This is a genomic window from Croceicoccus sediminis (genome assembly GCF_007570835.1).
GTDB classification, from domain to species: Bacteria; Pseudomonadota; Alphaproteobacteria; order Sphingomonadales; family Sphingomonadaceae; genus Croceicoccus; species Croceicoccus sediminis.
The window spans coordinates 1,034,238-1,051,845 of record NZ_SUNC01000001.1; the positions used below are offsets into that span (position 1 = coordinate 1,034,238).

Genomic DNA, 17,608 nt, shown 5'->3' on the forward strand with positions numbered 1-17,608 from the left:
TCAGAAATCCACGCCCAGACGCGCGTACCATTCGGTAGGCTTGTTATAGGTTCCGAAGATCACCCCGGCGGCCTGCACATTGCCGGTCACGAGGTAGCGGTCGTCCGTCAGGTTCGTACCGCCCACCGTCATGCTCCAGTTGCCCGAAGGCGCCTCGTACGTGACGCTGGCGTTCAACATGTCGGTCGACGGCCGTTTCAGCAGGTAGGCCCGTTCGGTGTCGTTCCAGACGCTGCTGGTCCGGGTGTAGTCGAGCAGGGTGACGATCGATCCGCCGTTGCCGAGGAAGAATTCGTAACGCGGGCTGATGTTCGCCTTCCAGCTAGGCGTCTTGGGCAGCGGCGCACCTTCGAAAACACCGGCCTGAATGGCGTTGGGCGCAACCGCCGCACCGGCCAGCACATCGGTATAGTAGGCGTCGGTGTGACCGACCGACGCGTTGATGGTCAGCCCCGGAACCGGCGCGGCGACGGCTTCGACCTCGAAACCCTTGATCCGCGCATCACCCGCATTCTGGATCGTCGGCGAAATGCCCAGCTGGAAGTTAAGCTGAATGTCCCGGTATTTCGTGGTGAACGCCGCCGCGTTGAGCTGCAGCTTGCGATCGAGCAGCTGCGACTTCACACCGATCTCGAAGCTCTCTGCCTTTTCGGGATTGAAGTCTGGCGCATAAGTCAGCGGAGCCGACAGACGCGTCGTCCAACCTCCGGTCTTGTAACCCTTCGACCACGAACCGTAGAGCATGACGTCATCGCTGGGGTGGACCTGCACGCCCACCTTGGGCGAGAAGTTGGTGAACTTGCGCGACTGGCGTTCGTTCACGAAAAAGCGCAGCGGCTCGTCGCTTTCGGGAAAGCCCAGAGCCGTCGTGCACGGGTCGGCATACGTCGTGCAGCCGGAAATTTTGTAGTAGAACCCGTTGAGGTCGGTCTGCCCGCCAAGGAAGCTCTTGTCCTCGTCGGTGTAACGACCGCCCAGTGTAAACGAGAGCAGTTCGTTCAGCTCGAAATCGACCTGGCCGAAGAACGCGAAGTTTTCCGTGCGGATGTCGTTCGGACCGAAAATCTCGAAGATCCCCTGGTCGAACGTCACGTAGTCGTTGAGCTTGCTGCGTTCTTTGAAATAATAGCCGCCGAGGACGAACTTCAGCCGGTCATCGAACAGCTCGCCTGTCAGCTGCACCTCTTCGCTGAACTGCCAGTTTTCGAGCCCGAAGGAAAACTCGAGGATGCGGATCGGCGAACCGTCGGCGTCGAGTCCCGTGCCCCAGTCGAGATCGCGGTAGCCGGTGATCGACTTGACCGAGAGATAGTCGCTCAGCTCGTAATCGAGCGTCAGCGACGCGCCCCAGGCCGTCATCTTCGAAAAGTTCACGCCGGTCGCATAACTGGTATCAACATCGTCGGTAAGAAACGCATCGCTATAGGTCAGTCGATCATTGAACGGGTCGCCGTCAACATTCACCCCCGCAATGGAGCCGAGCATTTCCGACGGATTGAGCGGCGTCCCACGGCTTGCGCACAGGTCGCCAAGGCCGATCGCGCCCAATATGTCGGTCGGTGTGTTGATGCAGGTGTTGTAGAGGAAGCCGAGCGTGGAGGGATTATCCGCTGTCGTCGCGACGACGGAATTGGCCGTGGCATCGGCATCTTCGCGCAGGTAATCGCCTGTCACGCGGACAGAGAGCCGGTCGGTCGGGGTCCAATATGCCTTGCCGCGCAGCGACCATTGCCCTTGCCCACCGCCAGTCGACGACGTGTCATAGGCATTGGCGCGGAACGCGGAATCGACGTCGTTCTGGAAAGCTTCGGCACCGGGAAAGGGTATCCGCTTCTGATATCCGTCGCGGCTACGCGATGACCCGGTGATGGCCAGCGAAAGATCGTCCGAGACGGGCAGGTCAACGGTCGCATTGATGTCGAGCCGGTTGAACCGCCCTGTCGTCACGTCACCGCGAAAGGCGAAGTCCGGCCCCGGATCGCGCGTCACGATGGATATCGCGCCGCCGATCGTGTTGCGGCCGAACAGCGTGCCCTGCGGCCCTTTCAGCACCTCGATACGTTCGACATCGGGAAGATCGAGGTTGGCCCCCACGGTACGGGCCAGATAAACCCCGTCCAGGTAAACGCCGACACCAGGATCAAAGTTCGCGGCAAAATCGCTCTGCCCGATCCCACGGATATAGGCGGTGAGCACCGAGGACGATCCCGAGAAGGGTGAACCGGCATCGAGGGTGACGTTGGGCGAAATGTTCGACAGGCTGGAGACATCGGCAACCGCGCGTTCCTGCAAGGCATCACCGGCAAAGGCCGTGATCGCAATGGGCACGTCCTGGACATTTTCCGCGCGTTTCTGCGCGGTCACGACGATTTCCTGAATGCCGCCCGCCTGCGGAGGGCGCTGCTTGGCGTCCTCTGCATCCTGGGCGAAAGCTGCGGTCGAAACCAGTGCCAGCACCGACGCGCCGGCAAACGCTGCCTTCCTCATCATCCTCTTCTCCGTTCTTCATCCGGGCTTCTTTCGAAACCTCTCGTGGACACCTTGGCGGTGACGGAGAGCCGTTCTGCAAACAGCGTGCCAGCTTGTCCTAAGACACGGTTTTGAGGCGATTGCGCGGCCTTGGCATGCTTGACGGCAATCGGAATGTTTGAAATCAAACAGGAGAAATTGATAAAAACAAACAAGGGAGGTGGGCATGCAGTCGGACAATTCCCCGATCTGGCAACGCCAGGAAGATGCCGCAGCCGACGCGACCGTCGCGCGCATGAAGGAGATGACAGAACCGTCGTTCGACGACCTTCGGCGCAGTTTTCATTTCGATCCCGACAGCGCGGAAATCACGCTCAACGGTGAACGCATGGTCCTCACGGACAATCGCGGACTCGGCAGCATGAGGCGTGAGCTTATCTCGGCGCTCGGCTACGAAAGGGCCCGCGGCGTTGCCTCACGCATGGGGTACGGCATGGGCGCGGCCGATGCGGAACTCGCCAGGTCGCTGCGCAAGGAAGAGGACGTATTCGCAGGCTTTGCCGTCGGGCCCCAGCTTCACGCCCTGAAAGGCTCGGTCAAAGTCGAACCCATCGTCTTTCGCGCCGACCATGCCGAGGGCACTTTCTACAGCGAATATTACTGGCACAATTCGGCCGAATGCTGCGCCCACCGAGATGCGATCGGGATCGGCCCCAACCCCGGCGGATGGCAGCAGGTCGGGTACGCATCGGGCTATGCCTCGGCCTTTTTCGGACGGCCGATGATCTTTCGCGAACTGCAATGCATCGCAATGGGGCACGACAAGTGCTTCCTGATCGGCAAGCCGGCCGAGGAGTGGGAAAACGCCGACGAAGAAGCCCGCTGGTTCCGCGCCGAAGAGTATGCAGAGCGCACAAACACTTCCTCGAAAACGAAGAACCGCGGAAAGTCACGCGGGGATTTGCGGATCGGTTCGCGCAGCATCGTCGGTGCTTCGGCGGGCTTCAACCTTGCCCTGCATCTGGTGGACAGGGTCGCACGAACGAAGGCGCCGGTGCTGTTCACCGGGGAAAGCGGCGTGGGTAAAGAAGTATTCGCCCGCGAACTCCACAAACGCAGCGACCGCGCCGATGGCCCGCTCATCAGCGTGAACTGCGCCGCGATCCCGGAAACACTGCTGGAGGCCGAATTGTTCGGGGTCGAACGCGGCGCTTTTACCGGCGCGGAATCCGCGCGTGCAGGACGGTTCGAACGCGCCGAAGGCGGAACGCTGTTTCTGGATGAGATCGCGACCCTTTCGCTTGGCGCGCAGGCCAAGCTGCTACGGGTTCTGCAGGAATCCGAATACGAAAGGGTCGGAGCGAACAAGGTCCTTACCGCCAACGTCCGCTTGGTCGCGGCGACAAATGACGATCTGTATGACAGCGTCCAGGCTGGCAAATTTCGCGCCGACTTGCTGCACAGGATCACGACATTCCCGATCCACATCCCCCCACTACGCGAGCGTAAGGAAGACATTCCCCTCCTCGCCAATCACTTCCTGCGCAAGATGTGCGAGCGACATGAGCGGGAGATCCGAGGGTTTACGGATTCGCTGGTCAGGCACTTTCACGAATATGCCTGGCCCGGAAACGTGCGCGAGATGGAAAACCTGGTCGAACGCGCAGTCATTCTCGCAGACGACGGCGAGGCGATCGACATTCATCATCTCACGATGTCACGCGCGGCAGCGATAAACGACCACGGGGGGCGCGTTGACAATCCCTTCTGGAGGTTCGTGTTGGACCGCGTGCGTGGCTGCGAAGGCAACGGCATCGATGAAGCTATCGCGCAATCAGGTCTTTCGAAGGACGAACTGGTCGATGTGGCAATCGCCGGAGCCTTGCGTCGCAGCAACGGCAACGTGTCGGGGGCAGCCCGCCAGCTCAAGATGTCGCGATCACAACTCAACTATTGGATCAGAAAGCATTCGGAGCAGTCTGGAAATATCCCGAAAGATTAGATGTAGAAGAAAAAAATCCGGCTCAAACCACCATTGTCAGCTTTCATTCCGGCCCAGATTTTCGCCTTCTTCGGTTGCTCTTTGATCGGCCAATCACGGCCGAGGAGAAAGACAATGGGATATTCACGATTTGACCCTGCCATGCAGAGGCGCGTGGCCTGGAATGCTGGCAAGAATGTCGGCACCAAACGCCCGCTGACGCAGAAACAGATATGGGCGATCCGCTTTCACCTAGATCGCGAAGGACGATTGAGGGACAAGGCGCTCTTCGATCTCGCCATCGATAGCAAATTGCGCGGCTGCGACTTGGTGAAGATAAAGATTGGCGACGTGGTTGCCGGCGCTGATATTCGCAATCGTGCGACCGTAATTCAGCAGAAGACTAACCGACCAGTGCAGTTCGAGCTCACATCCGACGTGCGAGCGACGTTAATAGCCTGGCTAGAACGACGCGGTGGTCAACGGGGGATTATCTCTTCCCAAGCAGGGTCGATCATGCCGGACACATGAGCACGCGCCAGTATGCCCGCCTCGTCGACGAATGGGTGACTGCTATTGGGCTTCGAAAGTCCGAATACGGGACGCACTCGCTTCGCCGGACAAAGGCCGCGATGATCTATCGGGCCACCGGCGACATTCGGGCTATTCAGATCTTGCTGGGTCACACGAAGATCGAGAACACGGTCCGCTATCTCGGTGTGGATGTCAAAGACGCCTTGCTCTTGGCAGAGCGCACCGAAATCTAACTTATCGAGCGGTCGGCCGTTGACCTTCGGTCGACCGCTTTAAGGCATCTGGCTAGCGCGGTCGGACGGCCGAGATTGGGGTGGAAAGTCGACATTCACGGGATCGCATGATCGAGGTCCGCTAGGTTTAGAAGCAGACCCGTGCAGGACGGATCAGGCAGGAAAATGAATTCCGCACAGTTTGTTGCCGTCGGGATCACGAAAATAGGCCAGTTCGATGGTGCCCATAGATGCAGTTTCGCGCGGTCCGGGTGGAGCTTCGATCGAGGTTCCGCCAGCGGCAATGGCGGTATCGTGAAGCTGCTTCACCTGCTCGGGCGAGTCGCAGGAAAAGGCGACGGTACTGCCGTTGGCGACGCTTGCCGGTTCGTCGTTGATCGGCTGGCTGACAATGAAGTTGGTTCCGTTGCCGTTATTGTAGATCAGACGTGTATGGCCGCTGTCGGCGATGTTCCGCGTACCTTCCCCTGCACCCAAGATGCCGAGCACCGTGTCGTAGAAGCGCTTGGATCGTTCAATGTCGTTCGATCCGACCATGGTGTGAAAAAGCACGCATACTCTCCTGAAGGCTGATCAACTTCCGATCGCCATTAGCGGTCTCACCTAACAGGCACGTAACCCGCAGTCACCCCCGGCCCTCGGAATGTCCGCAATTGGGTCGTGTGCGGCCTGTCCGGTTTCAGACGTCGGATCAAGAAAAGCTACCATTCGCCAGACCGTAAGCCATTAGGCAGCTTTGCGCCCCAATTTCAGACGTTCGAGCCATCGATCACATCATCTGAAAGCTGCCGTTCGTTTGCCCAAATGATTATTGGCTCCAAAAACCCAATTGGGCGGTGTCTGACAACTAGAACGCACATTCTCGACATTGCGATCACCCAAACTGGTGGTAGTCGGTCTCTCGCTTCAAGCTGTCGCGCACTTTCGAGCTTAAGCGACACGGGCCTGTTCTTGCCGCATCAAGCCCCGTTGAATCTTGGTGGCCGTTTCTGCGCGAAGGCCTCGCAGGCTTCCTTGAAGTCGGCGGTTCCCAGGGCCAGGCACTGGACGTGGTTTTCCAACTCAAGGGCGGCCTGCAGGCTCGCGGCCTCGAGGTTCGTTCGCATCACCTGCTTGGTGTGTTTCACCGCATAGGGGCTGTTCGCCGTTATCTGGCGTGCCAGTTTCAATGCCATCTCGCCAAGATCGTCGGGTTCGCAAAGCGTGGTCACGAGGCCTACTTGGAATGCTTCTTTGGCGTCGACCGGCCTTCCGGTCAGCATAATTTCGAACGCCCGTCCCGCACCGATCAGGCGCGGCAGGTGATAGCTGATCCCGCATTCTCCCGCGCTTAGCGCGACTTTCACCGCACCGACCAGGAACTTGCCGCTTGTCGCTGCAACCCGGATGTCGGCGGCCAGCGCAATGCCCATGCCTGCGCCCACTGCCGCGCCGTTCACGGCGGCAATGACGGGAAAGCGGCTTTCGGCGATTTCGCGCATCAGCGAAGCAAAGCGTTCCTGCAGGTCCATGTTCTCGATCGGTCCGACCGGCGCATCGTCGCCCATCAGCACTTCCTTGAGATCGAGACCGGCACAAAACACCCTGCCCCGCCCGGTCAGGACCAGCAGCCGGACACCCGGATCACCTTGCAAGTCGGCGATCTTGCCGCGCAGGTCCGCCACCATCGGCAAGGTCAAGGCATTGGCTGCGTCAGGACGGTCCAGCGTGACGACGGCGATACCATCGTCCAGAATTTCACATGTGATCATCACGCCTTCTCCAGCATGTCGAGCGATGTCGGGGCGCCGCATAGCCCCTCGACGTCGAGGTTCACCGCGATGATCCCGCCCATGGCAGGCTTCTCGGCATTTCCTCCGGTCGAGACATAGAGGCAGCGCGGATCGGCGGAATCGAAAGCGAGGCTGACGAGGTGGGGAAAACCGTAGTGGAAGGTTCCCAGACGCTCCCCGTCTGCCGATATACGGACGAGAGTGCCACTGGCCCAGCACGCCACCCACAGGCACCCTTCCGCATCCAGCGCCAGCCCATCGCTGTCCTCAAATGGGGCGAGCAAAATGCCTTCGCCGGGCAATCCGTCGTCGTCCATGGTATAGCGCCAGATGCCCCTGCTGGTTTCCGAATGGTACAGCCAGCGTCCGCAAGGGCTGAGCGCGATGCCGTTGGTGGCAAAGACATCGCGGCGCAGGATCGTGATCCTGCCCGCCGCATCCATGTGGAAGAATTGCCCCGGTTCGGGGGCCTCGCCACGGGCGAGGATGGCGTCGAAGTCGATCGTTCCGGCAAAGAAACCGCCCCTGCCGTCGCCTTCCATGTCATTCACGGCGACGATGGGCTTGCCATCCAGCGTGTCGAGCACGGTCTTGACCGCGCCCGTTTCAGGGTTCAGCGCGACGATGCCGCCCTTCCCGCTGCAAAGAACCGCACCCGACCTGTCGAACACGATGCCGCCGACCCACAGGCGTCCTTGAAGCATCGTCTCGACATCCTGTCCGGGGGGCTTGCGATAGACGCCGCCGCCGGTCAGGTCGCTGAACCAGACGTCGCCTTCGGGGGAAACGCGCGGCGCCTCGACGAATTCGAACCCCTCTGCCAGAGTTTCGTGCACATCCTTCTCCATCACCGTGTTCTTGTTGCTTCATGTCTGCACAGACCGTTTCGCTCTACCATGCTGGCAAATTGCAGGCAGCGCAGCTAACGCCGGGATGTGACCATCCACCGCGACCCGAGCGCCGCCTTCGGCACCATTACGTTTGAGGGCGACCCCATCCGCTGGATGGAAGGCAGCGAGGTATTCGAAAAACCCCGCCAGCAGCGCAGTCGCGACGCGCTTGGCCGAATCATCGTCGCGGCGCTCAAGCTCTTTTCCGAAAGTGGGTTCGATGCGACCCGCGTGGCCGACGTCGCGGCAGAGGCCGAAGTGCCGGTGGGCACCGTCTACAAGCACTTTGCGGACAAGGACGCGCTGCTTGCCGCCATTGTCGAAGGATACCGCCGCTGCCGAATGCGGGAGATCGCCGAACTTTGCACGTCGGAAGCCGCGCTGGCAGCAACTCCTCGCGAACTTGTAGAGTTGCACCTCGATATCGTGTTCAGCGCCTTCACGCTGGATTCTGGCTTGCTGCGCCTGATCGAGCGGCGACGGCTGGAAGACCCCGGCACGCATCACGATCAGAGCGCGGCGAACGAGATCGTGGCCGGGCTGATCGCCGACAGGTTGGTCGAAAAATTGCCGGAACGCGACCCTGAAGAACTGCGCCAACAAGTGCATTATGCCCATTCGATCATTCGCGGCGCGGTCGTCTGGTCGGAACTTCCGGCGGGCGGCGAAATGGGACGTGGGTTGAAAATCACCGACATGGAATTTGCGCGGCAGGCCTTGCTGATGGCGCTGCGTTACCTGCGAATTCCCGAGTGACGGCCTGATCGCAAGACGCCCCGCACCGCGCACGACCGCGCACGCCTGAGTAGCGCCCGCCCTTGGCGATTTACGGTCTTGACCCATAACGCGCGTTGGATCATCCTCTCACAAAAATGAACATGACGTCATATTCACGTTCAATATGGCGCACTCGAGAGGACCTGGTCAATGATCGATGTGCAGCAGCTCATGAAAGAGCGCTATCCCGGCAACACGTGGGCCGATGTCGCGTCACGCGACGGAACCCTGCCCCCGGTCCTGGCGCAGCAGAGCAATCCCGCGCAGGATCTGGGCGACATTCCTTTTGCGCGGTACATCGACCAGTCCTTCTTCGATCGCGAGTTCGAGCAGGTGTGGAAGCGCGTCTGGCAATTCGCCTGTCGCGACGAACACCTGGCAGAGCCGGGCGATTTTTTCGTCTATGACATTGGCCGCCTGTCAGCCGTGATCGTTCGGACCGAAACGGGGCTCAAGGCTTTCTACAATTCCTGCCTGCACCGGGGCACGAAGCTGAAACCGTCCGGTTCCTGCGGATGGTCGTCAGACATCACCTGCCCGTTTCACAATTGGCAGTGGAACCTCGACGGATCGCTGAAATCCATCCCTTGCGATTTCGAATTCCCGCAACTCGACCGATCAAAGGCAGGGCTTGCCGAACTGCGCGTCGAAAGCTGGAACGGCATGGTCTTCGTGAACTTCGACGCCGACGCCCCGCCGCTCGAAGATTATCTCGAAGTGCTGCCCGACCATTTTCGCAACTGGGATCTGCGCGGCTGGTACGTCGCGACCCACGTGCGCAAGCATCTGCCCGGCAACTGGAAGGTTGCGATGGAGGCTTTCATGGAAGCCTATCACACGCCCTATGTGCATCCCGAGATGACCAACGTCGTCGGCGATCACAACATGCAGCACGACATATTCTCGCGCCACGTCAGCCGCGATCTGTGCGCGATGGGAACGGCCAGTCCCACCGCGCGGACCAGCATGAGCGAGCAGGAGCTGCTCGACATGATGCTGGTCGGTGACGGCAAGATGGTGGGCGACCGTGCGACCGTGCCCGAAGGCAAGACCGCACGCTGGGTCATGGCGCAGCAGCTTCGCGAACGGATGAAAGCCGAATTCGATCTCGACTACTCGGGCCATTCGGTTCCGGAAATGATCGATTCCATCAAGTACCATGTCTTTCCGAACATCATGATCTATCCCGCGCCGGGCCTGTGCCTTGTCCAGCAGTTCCGCCCTGACGGGCATGACCGCGACCGCGCGATCTTCGATCAGTACGTGCTTCATCCAAGGCCGCGCGACGGCAACTACGAAGTCGCCGAAGTCGAGGAGATCGGCGAGGACGAGGAATTCGCCAGCCTCGAAAGCATGGACCCGTTCCTTGCCAGCGTGCTCGACCAGGACACCGACATCATGCGGGCCCAACGCGAGGGCATGTACGCCAGTGGCAAGGGGGCCGAGACGCTCTCGATCTACCAGGAATCGCGCATCCGGCACTTCCACCGGACGCTGGGCGAATACATGGCCGAAGCATCAGCAGGAGCATCATCATGACCGTACCGATCAGGGGCGTGCACCATGTCGGCATGAGCGTGCCGGACATCGCCATAGCGCGTCGTTTCTACATCGACCTGCTGGGCGCGGAAGAGATCAGTGCGGCCGACTGGGAAGCGGGCAATCCGTGGATCGACGCCATCGTGGGACTTAAAGACTCCGCAGCCAAGACCTTCATCGCACGGCTCAAGAACGTGCAGATAGAGTGCTTCGAATATACCAGCCCGCGCTCACCGGACGCGGACCCGGCCCGTCCGGTCAACCGGTATGGTTATACCCACGTGGGGTTCGAGGTAGACGACATTCAGGCGACCTACGACCGGATGATCGAGGCAGGCCTGACGTTCCATACTCCGCCCGACCTGACGACTATCGTCACCGACAAGGAAGGCCGGAAATCGGGTTTTTCCGCCACCTACGGGCGCGACTTCTTCGGCAACGTGTTCGAAATCCTGGAAATTCACGACAACGACCTGATCAAGCCCAACTGAACTAGGGGCGGTGCGGTGCGCCTGTGAAACACGGATGAGGAGAGGCCCCGGTGGATCTGGAGCTTGAAGGCAAGAAAGTAATCGTAAGCGCCGCCACCCGCGGCATCGGGCGCAAGATCGTCGAGGCGTTTCTTGACGAAGGGGCGATCGTATCGTTCTGCGGGCGACGCGCCAAAGGCTCAGAAGGCAATCCAAGCGATGCCAGCGTCTTTGCCAATCCCTTGAGCGGTGACGGGGTCGAGGATGCGCTGGAGGCACTGTCCGGCAAGGGTGAAGTTTACGGATCCGCCGTCGATTGCGGATATTTCGAGCAGGTGACCGACTGGGTCGAAAAGGCCGCTGCCGAAATGGGGGGCATCGACATCGTCGTATCGAACGCCAGCGCACTTGGCGGCATCCCGCGCAGCCGCAAGGGGTGGGACATCAACTACAACGTCGACCTGATGTCGGCAGTCGCCATGTTCGACACCGCACTCCCGCATCTGAAGAAATCGGGACAGGGCGCTTTCGTCCAGATGTCGACGATCACCGCGATCGAGAACCATGCGTTCGGCGAAGCCGGCCTCAGCTACGGGGCGATGAAGGCTGCGCTCATCAACTACACGCATCAGCTTTCCATCGATTACATGAAGGACGGCATCCGCTGTAACTGCGTCGGTCCGGGGCCGGTCTATATCGAGGACGGGAGCTGGGGCTTCCTCGAAAAGGAGATGCCCGAATACTTCGCCGCCAACCGCGACAAGCATCCCGCGGGAAGGTTCGGCAGGCCGGAGGAGATCGCCGATGCGGTCCTGTTCCTGTCTTCTGCACGGGCGTCGTGGATCACGGGCGTGAACCTGACCGTCGATGGCGGCTTCACGCGCAACGTCAAATATTGAGAGCGGGGCAGAAGGACATCGTCATGGATCTGAAGTCGCAGGACGCCGGCTGGGGCGAGGATCGCAGCGAGGGCATCAGCTGGTCCGAGCTGATGAAAACCGATTCCCGCACTCCGCCCGCCTCCTTGACCGAGGAAAGCTACGCCTACCGCGGGTCCGATCCGATCCCCGCCAGCCGCTACACCAGCGAAGAATTCGCCCGGCTGGAGCGCGAGAAGATGTGGCCCCATGTCTGGCAATTTGCCGCGCGCGAGGAAGACCTGCCCGAACCGGGCGACTTCGTGATCTACGAGAATGTCGGCCGGTCCTTCATCGTGTCCCGGCAGGACGACGGTTCGGTCCGGGCCATGCACAATGTCTGCCTGCACCGCGGCCGCAAGCTGCGGACAGAAGATGGCCACGCCGAGCGTTTCACCTGCCCTTTCCATGCCTTCACATGGGGCAAGAACGGTTCGTTCAATCACGCGCCGTGCCAGTGGGATTTCCCGCACCTTGCCGATAGAAACATGGACCTGCCCGAAGCCGAAGTGGGCCGGTGGGGTGGATACATCTTCTTGCGCGAGGAAAAGGGCGGGCCCAGCCTCGAGGAATACCTTGCCCCGCTGCCAGAGCATTTCAAGCGGTGGCGGCACGAGGAATGCGTGACCGTCATGCGCGTCGCCAAGGAAGTCGCGGCCAACTGGAAAGTGACGATGGAGGCTTTCATGGAAGCCTGGCATACCGTGGTCACCCATCCCCAGTTGCTACCGTTCACCGGCGACTGCAACGCGGCCTACTGGACCTGGGGCGACAACGTGAACGCCAACTTCACGCCCTTTGGCGTGACCAGCCCCCACATCACCGAGGGCAAGGGCGAGCAGTGGATCGTCGACGAGTTCGTCAAGTTCAATGGCCGCAGCGCCGACAACTACGAACAGAACGCCGACCCGATGGCAATCACCGTGCCCGAAGGGATGACCGCGCGGCAGGCATTGGGCGCGCAGATGCGCGAGCTTTATACAGAGCAGACCGGATACGATCACGAAGACGCGACCGATGCAGAACTGTTGGACGGGCTAGTCTATAACGTCTTTCCCAACTTCGCGCCCTGGGCCGGGTTCATGCCCAATATCGTCTATCGCTGGTTCCCCGGAAAAACGCCCGATACGTGCGTCATGGAAGTCCGCATCCTAGCCCGCGTGAAGAAGGGTGAGCCGAAGCCCCATGGCGCGCCGCTGAAATTCCTTACGATCGACCAGAAATGGACCGAGGCGCCCGAACTTGGCGTGCTGGCCGACGTGTTCGAACAGGACATGGACAACCTGCCCTTTGTGCAGGAAGGGCTGCACTGTTCGAAGAGCGGCGAGGTGCAGTTGGGGAACTATCAGGAAATCCGCATCCGGCATTTCCACGATACCATGATGGGCTATCTGGACCGCTGACCTGGCAACCTAGACTGGCTTTGCGCACTTACCGATTTCGATTTCCCACTGAACGTCAATTTATGGCGCACCAAACCGGACAAGGGAGCGCCAGCAGGTGATTGATTGTAGCTACAGCGTCTGGCGTCGGACCATAATAACCATCTTGCATAGCCAGTTTGCTACGGCATCGATTTGCGGACCGCTAGTGTCCGCAATCGGGTCGTTAGCCGCTGGTCCGGTTTTGGGCCAAAAACGCTCCAAGCTGCCGGTCTGCTAGTGGGGCGCTCGCCAACCTCCCTGAATGTCTCTGTTTGGGGTGGTTAGCGGACGTTCCCCGCGCGAATAGGAAATCGCGAAAGCATACGTCGTAGACAGGAGGCTGTAGCCGACAGCGCATTGTCGATAGGCACCTCGAAACCGATGTCGCCAACATCGCTGTCGGGCGGCGCCCACGGCGGCAAAGCCTCCATCGAAAAGGAAATCCGTACTGACTTGTCCGACACGCATTCAAACTCGAGATTTGGTTCAGTGAACCCACAGATCGATCGGACTGGCTCGTGGACGGCGATGCCATCAAGCCAGTTGGCAAGGCGTTCGACCTCAAACGTGGTAAGGCACGGGTCTCGAAACGACCATGACCTTCCGTCGAGATCGGCTTCACCGGCCACGATGAGCCAGTTCGAGTCCCATTCATCATCTACAATGTCTGGGAATTGGTAGCGCTCGACACCGATCCGCAATGAACCGTTGGTCCCGTTGAAAGCTGCTGTCGGCTCGTCTCTCACCACGTCCGCGTAGCCGTGCCTCCTGATGTCCGCAATGTCGTCGTTAGCCGCTGGTCCGGTTTTGGGCCAAAAACGCTCCAAGCTGCCGGTCTGCTAGTGGGGCGCTCGCCAACCTCCCTGAATGTCTCTGTTGGGGTGGGAAAGCGGACGTTAGCCTTTCGTCTCATCATAATGCCGTTATCAGGCCGCTATGACTTCTAACTTAGATGCGCAGTCAAATGAGGGCCGAGATGAGTTCGATGCTCAACCCATAGTTCCTTGGGAAGACTACGTGCCTGGCACGGTAGTTCTCATTCCCATAGCCTATGCATTCATCGCTTGCTTCTTTCAAGAAGGCGGCATGATCGGATGGGCGGTCTCTAGAGAGGCATTGGTCGAAGGGAAGATCTGGGTACTTCAACTCCACATGTTTGCGCATGGATCAATTGCTCATATCGTGATGAATAGCCTTGCCCTCTTTTCCATTGCTGCGCTTGTCGTCCAGAAACTCGGAGGCGTCCGACAAGCTTGGTGGAAATTTCTGCTCATTTTTGAGGTTGCTGGAATTGCTGGCGCGTTAGCTTTTCTGATCATCCATCAATGGAATGCGACACCGATGCTAGGTGCATCAGGGGCAATATACGGTTTGCTCGGATTCCTCGTACGTCTGCCCGATGATGGTGAGAGTTTCGTACCATTGTTCTCAAGAGATATGGTCGACGTAGTCTGGCAGCTGATTAAAGATCATTTCTGGCTTTTCTTGATATTTGCATTGCCGCCACTCATTGCTGGTCGATCAGGCGGGGTGGCTTGGGAAGCCCACGCCGGAGGATTTCTGGCAGGACTGCTTCTTGCACCATATCTAACGTCCAGTCGGGTTTCGACCAAATGATGTCCGGAAGGGGGTCGTTAGCCGAATGTCCGCTCCTGGACCAAGATCGCTCTAAGCTTCCAGTCTGCTTGTGGGACATTCGCCAGCCGTTGCGAATGTCAGGATTGGGGTGGGAAGCTGCCCTGTCATGTGCGAACCACAAAACGCTATGGGCATACGAAACCGAGATTGGATCGAGTTGGTCAAGGCGACACGGATGAAGTTCGATGTGTCTATTCAGGGCGCTCATGACTTGATCTTTGCCGACGCCGAAGTGCGAAAGCTCATAGCACAGCGCATCAATCGGAACGCAGAATGTCGCAAGCTGGCTTGGCAAGACATTCGCAGTAACGGCGCAACATCGAGATTTGTGAAGGATGGCGACCTTATTCGTTTTCGCCGTAGTGATGGACAGCGCCCATAGTCCGCAATGGGTCGTTAGCCGAATGTCCGCTCCTGGACCAAGATCGCTCTAAGCTGCCAGTCTTCTAGTGGGACATTCGCCAGCCGTTGCGAATGTCAGGATTGGGGTGGGAAGCGGACATTGCGGGCGGTATGCTTGAAAGATGGTGGCAGCTTCACTCTTGCGACCCATGTTTGGTCTCCTTCTCGCGCTTGCGACGGCAGCGTGTGGCAGCTCCACGTCAAATCAGCCGCTTACAGTCGAAGAATTCATTGCACAGATCGATCAACTGAACGGCCAGTCGGTCATGGTGACAGGATATCTTGGTGAGTGTGAGGCGCTCAGTTGCAGGCTCTACCGCAATAAGGCGGAGTCAGACGACGTGGATCGCGCAATGTCAGATATTCGCGCCGCGTTCGATGAGGGGGCTACTGACGTAGCGGGCTTTCCATTCCCCGATCATCCTTCTGTCTCGATTGGGCCCGGCTCGCAGTCCTCATTTTTCGACTTGCGCGCCTATTTTTACAAGGGCGGTTATGTGGTGATTACCGGCGAAGCGACCAATCAATGTCGTTCAAGCAACATGATGTGCTTAGACAGGGGCGGTGATCTTTTACCTAACTCCATCCGCTCAGCATCCGCGCCATCCTAGCGAACACGGTGCGAGGAAATGTCCGCAATGTCGCCGCCAGCGGACAGTCCGCTTGTGGATCGGATAACGCAAAAGCGGCCTGTCGGCTCTTGGAAAGCGCCGCGCCATGTAGGAACGGCGGGTTTGGGGTGGTTAGCGGACACTCAGCGAATAAGATGACCCGCAACCTCTTTCCCATTGAGGACGGTCGCAACGGCTGCCCCACATATGTCATACCCCGCGTTAAGCGCGTTGCTGACAGCATCGATTTCCGAGGCGCTCAAAACGATGCGCTTAAACACATTGTGGTCCATCACGCCGCGCGCGTAATGCTCGCGAGCAAGTTTGATAGCCCCGAGATACTCTGGCTGATGCTCTAGCTTCGCTCTTACGACTTTGCCGTTTTGTCCTACAGCCTCCACCGTGTCGGAAAAATTGCTCACCCCAAGCTTCTCTAAGACCGGCCTGCTGAAAGCTATCGGCAGGAGATTGATCAGCCTCCAAGCTTCTCCCTCGCCAAAACCGTGACTCTGGAGGACGGCCACTTGCTCAGGCTCATCTAAGTCTAGCATCGGCGCGAGAAGGCTCGCTGCCTTCATGACCTCGGCCTGCGCCATCGACTTGGTGGACCGAAAGAGCCGCATGAGGATGATTTAGCGTTGCACCTTCATGTCCGCAATGGGTCGTGTGCTGCCTGTCCGGTTTCAGACGTCGGATCAAGAAAAGCTACCATTCGCCAGGCGCTAAGCCATTAGGCAGCTATGCGCCCTGGTCCAAGACGTTCCGCGGCAATCTTGGCGATCCCGGAAACGGTCATTCATTTGGTTGGTCAGTTCGGCCGCGATCCGGCCCAGACAACTCCGCCGTTCCCGGCAACCTATATCGCCGCCCGATCGACACAGTGAGCGGGCGGTTCGGCTTCGTTGAGAAATCGCGGGAGTTCAACCTCGTGCATGGCGTCTCGTACCCGCCCGGCATCTCAAAAGAATAGTGGCCGGTATTCCGCGGCGACGGCGTCAGTTCGAGTATCGGGGCGAGGCCGCTCCGGACCCGGCATTTCCTGATCCATCCGACCTCGCCCTCTTTCTGGCCTTTCTTTCAGAAAAAGAGCTGCGCGATGGGAACGAAAGGATGGCCCGTTTCAGCGGCACGCCTAACCTTGGCGCGCAGGAGATCGGCGAGCGGGATTTGCTTCTCGAGCGCATCGTAGATGTCCCGCCCCTCCACGCAGATCATCCGCTTCGCTGAGCCGAACGCAGTCAGACCTTGGCTAGTGAAGCCCCCGTAACTGACAAACACTCCCCGGGTCCATGCCGCCTTATCGAGCTTGCCGTGAAACGCGTGGAGGTCGGCGATGCCGATCGGATCGCGCGTCCACTTGGCTTCGAGCAGATAGATCTGATCATCGAGCAGGAAGCTGCCGTCGATTTGTTCCCCGATATTGCGGAACGGTTCGCGCGCCTTGAGGCCGAACAGATCGAACGCGCGCTTGAGAAAGTCCTCGAACGCATAGCCGCGCGGGTGCGGAGCCAGATCGCGAAGACCGTAGAGCTCGCGCCGCAGGTCGGCGAGCTGCGCGGTGTTGAACGCCCGCTTGGGCTGTTCGTCCGCCACGCCGGACGTCTCGCCATTCAGGCGCTGGATGATGCCGAGCAAGCGGCCCTCGGCGTTCGCAACAGGATCTTCGTTCCCAGTCGAGTAGAGATGCTCGCGGCGATACTCGCTAAGCGCCTGCAAGGTGCGCGCCGCAGTCGCGTTGTCGACCTTGGACAAAAAGCACCGCAGGCGTTTGCCTTTCGAAGTTCCGCCTTCGGCATAGACCGGGTCATCGATATCGACGTCGAGTTCGACGGCGAAGAATTCGGAAAATGTCGCGTCCGAGAAGTCGAGCACGTAGCCGCGTCCGCGGACGAACTCAACGAGCTCCTCAATGGTTCGGAAATCGATCGGCCGCAGGCTGCTCATCGCACAC

General features: G+C 59.5%; 16 protein-coding genes and 1 pseudogene. 10 read left to right on the forward strand and 7 right to left on the reverse strand.

The window, feature by feature from the left end:
• Positions 1–2,487 carry a TonB-dependent receptor gene (locus FAX90_RS04850; RefSeq protein WP_144096848.1) on the reverse strand — a complete coding sequence of 829 codons (2,487 nt, stop codon included), beginning with the start codon at positions 2,485–2,487 and terminating at the stop codon, positions 1–3.
• Positions 2,488–2,695: 208 nt separating this feature from the next.
• Here FAX90_RS04850 and FAX90_RS04855 point away from each other — a divergent pair, with 208 nt between their 5' ends.
• On the forward strand, positions 2,696–4,471 hold the full coding sequence (locus tag FAX90_RS04855) for a sigma-54-dependent Fis family transcriptional regulator (protein ID WP_144096027.1): 1,776 nt from the start codon (positions 2,696–2,698) through the stop codon (positions 4,469–4,471).
• Between the two features lie 114 nt (positions 4,472–4,585).
• Positions 4,586–5,217: pseudogene (locus FAX90_RS04860) on the forward strand (tyrosine-type recombinase/integrase).
• 153 nt (positions 5,218–5,370) lie between these two features.
• On the opposite strand, the gene FAX90_RS04865 reads toward FAX90_RS04860, so the two are convergent.
• From FAX90_RS04865 to FAX90_RS04875, 3 genes are all read right to left on the reverse strand, one after another.
• A complete protein-coding gene (locus FAX90_RS04865; protein WP_144096029.1) occupies positions 5,371–5,769 on the reverse strand; it encodes a VOC family protein in 399 nt (132 codons plus the stop codon).
• 407 nt (positions 5,770–6,176) lie between these two features.
• Positions 6,177–6,968 carry an enoyl-CoA hydratase/isomerase family protein gene (locus FAX90_RS04870; RefSeq protein WP_144096031.1) on the reverse strand — a complete coding sequence of 264 codons (792 nt, stop codon included), beginning with the start codon at positions 6,966–6,968 and terminating at the stop codon, positions 6,177–6,179.
• Positions 6,968–7,837 carry an SMP-30/gluconolactonase/LRE family protein gene (locus FAX90_RS04875; protein ID WP_144096033.1) on the reverse strand — a complete coding sequence of 290 codons (870 nt, stop codon included), beginning with the start codon at positions 7,835–7,837 and terminating at the stop codon, positions 6,968–6,970. The genes FAX90_RS04870 and FAX90_RS04875 overlap by 1 nt, the downstream gene beginning before the upstream one ends.
• An 87-nt stretch (positions 7,838–7,924) precedes the next feature.
• Here FAX90_RS04875 and FAX90_RS04880 point away from each other — a divergent pair, with 87 nt between their 5' ends.
• From FAX90_RS04880 to FAX90_RS04900, 5 genes are all read left to right on the forward strand, one after another.
• On the forward strand, positions 7,925–8,635 hold the full coding sequence (locus tag FAX90_RS04880; RefSeq protein WP_240704723.1) for a TetR/AcrR family transcriptional regulator: 711 nt from the start codon (positions 7,925–7,927) through the stop codon (positions 8,633–8,635).
• 171 nt (positions 8,636–8,806) lie between these two features.
• Positions 8,807–10,195, forward strand: a complete 1,389-nt coding sequence (locus tag FAX90_RS04885) for an aromatic ring-hydroxylating oxygenase subunit alpha (protein WP_240704724.1) — start codon at positions 8,807–8,809, stop codon at positions 10,193–10,195.
• Positions 10,192–10,686 (forward strand): VOC family protein, encoded by a 495-nt coding sequence (locus FAX90_RS04890; protein WP_144096035.1) that lies wholly within the window; start codon positions 10,192–10,194, stop codon positions 10,684–10,686. The genes FAX90_RS04885 and FAX90_RS04890 overlap by 4 nt, the downstream gene beginning before the upstream one ends.
• 50 nt (positions 10,687–10,736) lie before the next feature.
• On the forward strand, positions 10,737–11,564 hold the full coding sequence (locus tag FAX90_RS04895) for an SDR family NAD(P)-dependent oxidoreductase (protein ID WP_144096036.1): 828 nt from the start codon (positions 10,737–10,739) through the stop codon (positions 11,562–11,564).
• A 23-nt stretch (positions 11,565–11,587) separates the two neighbouring features.
• Positions 11,588–12,985 carry an aromatic ring-hydroxylating oxygenase subunit alpha gene (locus FAX90_RS04900; protein ID WP_144096038.1) on the forward strand — a complete coding sequence of 466 codons (1,398 nt, stop codon included), beginning with the start codon at positions 11,588–11,590 and terminating at the stop codon, positions 12,983–12,985.
• Between the two features lie 302 nt (positions 12,986–13,287).
• Here the strand turns inward: FAX90_RS04900 and FAX90_RS04905 are convergent, their stop codons facing one another.
• The gene (locus FAX90_RS04905) at positions 13,288–13,752 is read right to left on the reverse strand and encodes a WapI family immunity protein (RefSeq protein ID WP_144096040.1); all 465 of its coding nucleotides are present in this window, start codon (positions 13,750–13,752) and stop codon (positions 13,288–13,290) included.
• A gap of 190 nt (positions 13,753–13,942) precedes the next feature.
• Here FAX90_RS04905 and FAX90_RS04910 point away from each other — a divergent pair, with 190 nt between their 5' ends.
• From FAX90_RS04910 to FAX90_RS04920, 3 genes are all read left to right on the forward strand, one after another.
• Positions 13,943–14,623, forward strand: coding sequence for a rhomboid family intramembrane serine protease (locus FAX90_RS04910; protein WP_144096042.1), 681 nt, complete (start codon positions 13,943–13,945; stop codon positions 14,621–14,623).
• 196 nt (positions 14,624–14,819) lie between these two features.
• The gene (locus tag FAX90_RS04915) at positions 14,820–15,026 is read left to right on the forward strand and encodes a hypothetical protein (RefSeq protein ID WP_144096044.1); all 207 of its coding nucleotides are present in this window, start codon (positions 14,820–14,822) and stop codon (positions 15,024–15,026) included.
• A 169-nt stretch (positions 15,027–15,195) separates the two neighbouring features.
• Positions 15,196–15,657: a hypothetical protein gene (locus tag FAX90_RS04920; protein WP_144096046.1), complete on the forward strand. Its 462-nt coding sequence runs from the start codon at positions 15,196–15,198 to the stop codon at positions 15,655–15,657.
• A 143-nt stretch (positions 15,658–15,800) separates the two neighbouring features.
• Here FAX90_RS04920 and FAX90_RS04925 read toward each other — a convergent pair whose 3' ends face one another.
• A complete protein-coding gene (locus tag FAX90_RS04925) occupies positions 15,801–16,253 on the reverse strand; it encodes a hypothetical protein (protein ID WP_144096048.1) in 453 nt (150 codons plus the stop codon).
• A gap of 481 nt (positions 16,254–16,734) precedes the next feature.
• Positions 16,735–17,601, reverse strand: coding sequence for a restriction endonuclease (locus FAX90_RS04930; RefSeq protein WP_144096050.1), 867 nt, complete (start codon positions 17,599–17,601; stop codon positions 16,735–16,737).
• Positions 17,602–17,608: the final 7 nt, after the last annotated feature.

Excerpts from the sequence above, each read along its gene's own strand:
- FAX90_RS04915 (WP_144096044.1), top strand. The coding sequence starts at position 14,820 with ATGAAGTTCGATGTGTCTATTCAGGGCGCTCATGACTTGATCTTTGCC.
- FAX90_RS04850 (WP_144096848.1), bottom strand. The coding sequence starts at position 2,487 with ATGAGGAAGGCAGCGTTTGCCGGCGCGTCGGTGCTGGCACTGGTTTCG.
- FAX90_RS04870 (WP_144096031.1), bottom strand. The coding sequence starts at position 6,968 with ATGATCACATGTGAAATTCTGGACGATGGTATCGCCGTCGTCACGCTG.
- FAX90_RS04910 (WP_144096042.1), top strand. The coding sequence starts at position 13,943 with ATGACTTCTAACTTAGATGCGCAGTCAAATGAGGGCCGAGATGAGTTC.
- FAX90_RS04885 (WP_240704724.1), top strand. The coding sequence starts at position 8,807 with ATGATCGATGTGCAGCAGCTCATGAAAGAGCGCTATCCCGGCAACACG.
- FAX90_RS04890 (WP_144096035.1), top strand. The coding sequence starts at position 10,192 with ATGACCGTACCGATCAGGGGCGTGCACCATGTCGGCATGAGCGTGCCG.
- FAX90_RS04900 (WP_144096038.1), top strand. The coding sequence starts at position 11,588 with ATGGATCTGAAGTCGCAGGACGCCGGCTGGGGCGAGGATCGCAGCGAG.
- FAX90_RS04930 (WP_144096050.1), bottom strand. The coding sequence starts at position 17,601 with ATGAGCAGCCTGCGGCCGATCGATTTCCGAACCATTGAGGAGCTCGTT.
- FAX90_RS04920 (WP_144096046.1), top strand. The coding sequence starts at position 15,196 with ATGTTTGGTCTCCTTCTCGCGCTTGCGACGGCAGCGTGTGGCAGCTCC.
- FAX90_RS04925 (WP_144096048.1), bottom strand. The coding sequence starts at position 16,253 with ATGGCGCAGGCCGAGGTCATGAAGGCAGCGAGCCTTCTCGCGCCGATG.
- FAX90_RS04875 (WP_144096033.1), bottom strand. The coding sequence starts at position 7,837 with ATGGAGAAGGATGTGCACGAAACTCTGGCAGAGGGGTTCGAATTCGTC.
- FAX90_RS04855 (WP_144096027.1), top strand. The coding sequence starts at position 2,696 with ATGCAGTCGGACAATTCCCCGATCTGGCAACGCCAGGAAGATGCCGCA.